Consider the following 3825-nt stretch of genomic DNA (forward strand, 5'->3'; position numbering starts at 1 on the left):
ACCTGCGACCTCTGGGTTATGAGCCCAGCGAGCTACCGAGCTGCTCCACCCCGCGCCGTTGTGTCTCAACCGTACCACGGCGCGGGGTGGCTCCTGATCAGCCGCTTCCCGAGCTCTTCTCACTGCTCGGGCTGCTGCTCGGACTGGGGCTGGCGCTGGGACTGCCGCTCTTGTCCGTGCTCTTGTCGGCCGACTTGTCCGCCCCGGAACCGCCGGCGGTCTTGTCCGCCTTGGCCTGCGCGTCCTCGGCCCGCTTCAGCGCGTCCTCAAGGTCCTTCTGCGCCTCGCCGTACGCCTTCCAGTCGCCCTTCTTGAGGGCTTCCTGCCCGTCGTCGAAGGCCTTCTGCGCGTCGTCGAGCGCGGCCTGGACCGTCGGGTTGCTCGACGTGGGCGGCTTGGTGGTGCCCTGGTCCGGCGGCTGGGCCGAACTCTCCGCCCCGAAGACCTTGTTGAGCGCCTGGCCCAGCGTGTCCTCGAAGGCGGTGCTGCCTCCGTAGGTCACCAACACCTTCCGCAGCAGCGGGTACTTGAGGTCGCCACCGCGGACGTAGACCGGTTCCACGTAGAGCAGTCCGCCGTCGAGCGGCACGGTCAGCAGGTTGCCGTACTCGACTTCCGAGTCGCCGCCTCTGAGGAGTCTGATGGACTCGGCGATGGACGGTTCGGAGTTGAACTGGCTCTGCACCCGCTTGGGTCCGTCGACCGTTCTGCCGGTCGGCAGTTTCAGAACGCTGATCTTGCCGTAACCGGGTGTCCCCGCCTCGGCGTTGACCGACACGAACGCGCTCAGGTTGTCCCGGCCGTTCGGTGTCATCGTCGTCGTCAGCGAGAACGCCTGCGACGACTGTCCCGGCAGCTTCATGCTCAGGTAGTACGGAGGCACCGCGCTGCCCGACTTGTTGGTCGGGTCGTCCGGGACCTGCCACACCTCGCTGCCGCTCAGGAACGTCTGGGCGTCCTTCACGTGGTAGCGGGTGAGCAGTTCGCGCTGGACCTTGAACAGGTCCTGCGGATACCGCAGATGGGCCATCAGCTCCGGCGAGATCGACTTCTTCGACTCCACCGTGTCCGGGAACGCCTTCATCCAGGTCTTCAGGACCGGGTCCTCGGTGTCCCACTGGTAGAGCTTGACCGCGCCGGTGTACGCGTCGACGGTCGCCTTCACCGAGTTGCGGATGTAGTTGACCTGGTTCTGCTGGGCCACCACCGCGCGCTGGTCGTTGGCCGCCGTCAGCGAGTCCGCCGTGGTGTCGCCGAGCGTGGTGCGCGAGGCGTACGGATAACCGTTGGTGGTGGTGTACGCGTCGACGATCCACTGGATCTTCCCGTCGACGACCGCCGGGTAGGCGTCGCCGTCGATGGTCAGCCAGGGGGCGACCGCCTCGACCCGCTCCTTGGGCGTGCGGTTGTAGAGGATCCGCGAACCCTCGCCGATCGCGCCCGAGTACAGGATCTGCGGCTCGCCGAACGCCACCGCGTACGCGGCCCGGTTGACCGGACTGGCGAGGCTGATCCCGCTCTTGCCCTTGTAGCTGGTGGTCTTCTCACCGTTGTCGTCGGAGTAGTCGATCTCCTTCTGGGGACCGCCGACGATCGAGTACTGGGTGGTCTTCTCGCCGTAGTAGACCTGCTGCTTGTACGAGCCGAGGTCGCCCTTGGACGGCAGGTTGTACTCGGTGAAGACCGGGCGGCCCTCGCTGTCGGCCGTGGTGCCCTTGGCCGCGACGACGCCGTATCCGTGCGTGTAACGGAAGTGGTCGTTGATCCAGTTGTTCTTCGGGATGCCCGCGAGGTTCAGTTCGCGCAGACCGAGGACGGTGTCCTGCTCCTTGCCGTCCTTGCTGTACCGGTCGACGTCCAGGTTCGACGGGAAGCCGTAGTAGTTCCGCACCTGCTGGAGCTGCTGGAAGGTCGGCGACACGATGTTCGGGTCCATCAGGCGGATGCTCGCGACGGTGTCGGCGTCGTCACGGAGTTCGGCCTTGTCCTTGGTGTCGCTCGCCCCGGCGTAGTCCTGCACGTCGGTGCCGGCGATCCCGTACGCCTCGCGGGTCGCCTTGAGGTTCTTCTCGACGTACGGCGCTTCCTTGGCCTGCTCGTTGGGCTCGACCTGGAACTTCTGGACTATCGCGGGGTACAGGCCGCCGATGAGGACGGCGGACAGCACCATGAGGCCGAAGCCGATCACCGGGAGCTGCCAGGTGCGCCGCCACAGCGTCGCGAAGAAGAGCAGCGCGCAGATGACGGCGATGCAGAACAGGATCGTCTTGGCGGGCAGATACGCGTTCGCGTCGACGTACCGCAGACCCGTCCAGTTGCCAGTGGCCTTGAAGTCACTGGACTTCACCGCGAGCCCGTACCGGTCGAGCCAGTAGGCGACCGCCTTCAGAGCGACGAAGACACCGAGGAGCACCGAGAGGTGTCCGGTGGCAGCGGCCGTGGCACGCGCTCCGGGGCTGGTGATCCGCAGACCGCCGTACAGGTAGTGCGTGACCGCGGCGGCGATCAGCGAGAGCACGGCGGCGGCGAAGCCGAAGCCGAGCAGGAAGCGGTACCAGGGCAGGTCGAAGGCGTAGAACGAGACGTCGAGGTGGAACTGGGGGTCCTTCTGGTGGAAGGGCACTCCGTTCACCCACATCAGCCACGTGCGCCACTGGCCCGAGGCGGACGCGCCGGCGATCAGCCCCACCAGGGACGTGATCGCGAGCAGCAGCCAGCGCTTGTAGGGCGCGATGCCCATGCGGTACCGGTCGAGGTTCTGCTGCTCCATCGACATGGCGCTCAGCGGCGGGCGCAGCCGGTGCGCCAGCCAGATGTTGAACCCCACCGCGGCCGCCATCAGCAGACCGAAGACGAAGAAGAGTCCGATCTTGGTCCACAGTGTGGTGGTGAAGACCGACGAATAGTGGACCGAGCGGTACCAGAGCCAGTCCGTCCAGAACCCCGCGAACATGACGAAGGCCATGGCCAGCACGGCCAGCACGCCCAGTGTCATGAGCAGGGTCCGGACACGCCGGGACGGCCGGCCCACTCTGATCCGTGGCCCCGTCGGGCCTCCGCCGCGGTCCGGCATCTGGAAAGCCAAGTTGCGCACCTCGAAGTCGCTGTCGATTCCGTCAGGCCCCCCATGTCGGTGGACCGTCAGCAAGGCTCCGTGATCGGGGAGCCTCATCTATGCAACTTACTCACGCTTTACTCGGTTCCCGATTCAGGTCACGAACGAGGCAGGATTGTGACCATGTCCAACACTCCCATGGCAGCGAGCCCCCTGACCCGGGCCGTACTCGAGATCGACGAGTACGCCTCCACCCTCGGCTGGGACCAGCCCGCCCGCCTCTTCGCCCTCGTAGACACCGCACGGTTGCGGTCCCAGGAACCCGGCCTGGCCGCTCAGCTCGGTCTGGAGCACGAGCAGGAGACCACCGGTCTCACCCCCGTCGAGCAGGAGGAAATCCCTGCCGGCAAGCCGCTGGACGAGTTCCTCGGCACCATCGCCTGGCCCGACGCCGTCGTCGGCTGCGCCCTCACCGTCGAGCGGCTGATGCTGCCGCCGTCCGCGGAGGGTTCGGTCCCGGAAGGGCTGAGCGGCAAGAAGCTCACCCAGTGGGTCGCCGCGCACCCGGACCGTCAGGAGGTGCGCATGACGGTCGGTGTCCTGCGCGACGGCACCCGCGACTCGGCACTGCGGCTGCGCGAGAAGGACGCGGCGACCGAGGTGCTCACGGGCGCGGGCCTCGTACCGGGCCTCGCGGAGGCACTGTCGGCGACGTTCGCGGACTGACCGGCGCACGGACGTGGCCGGGGGCGCTCCGCATGTCGCGGAGC

General features: G+C 67.3%; 2 protein-coding genes. One reads left to right on the forward strand and one right to left on the reverse strand.

The features are described 5' to 3' along the window. Positions 1–97: 97 nt before the first annotated feature. Positions 98–3073, reverse strand: coding sequence for a UPF0182 family membrane protein (locus ACWEBX_RS38030; protein ID WP_451889297.1), 2976 nt, complete (start codon positions 3071–3073; stop codon positions 98–100). Between the two features lie 165 nt (positions 3074–3238). Between ACWEBX_RS38030 and ACWEBX_RS38035 the strand changes: the two genes are divergently transcribed. Next, positions 3239–3781, forward strand: coding sequence for a PPA1309 family protein (locus ACWEBX_RS38035; protein ID WP_451889296.1), 543 nt, complete (start codon positions 3239–3241; stop codon positions 3779–3781). Positions 3782–3825 lie beyond the last annotated feature (44 nt).

The organism is Streptomyces sp. NPDC005070 (assembly GCF_053600395.1).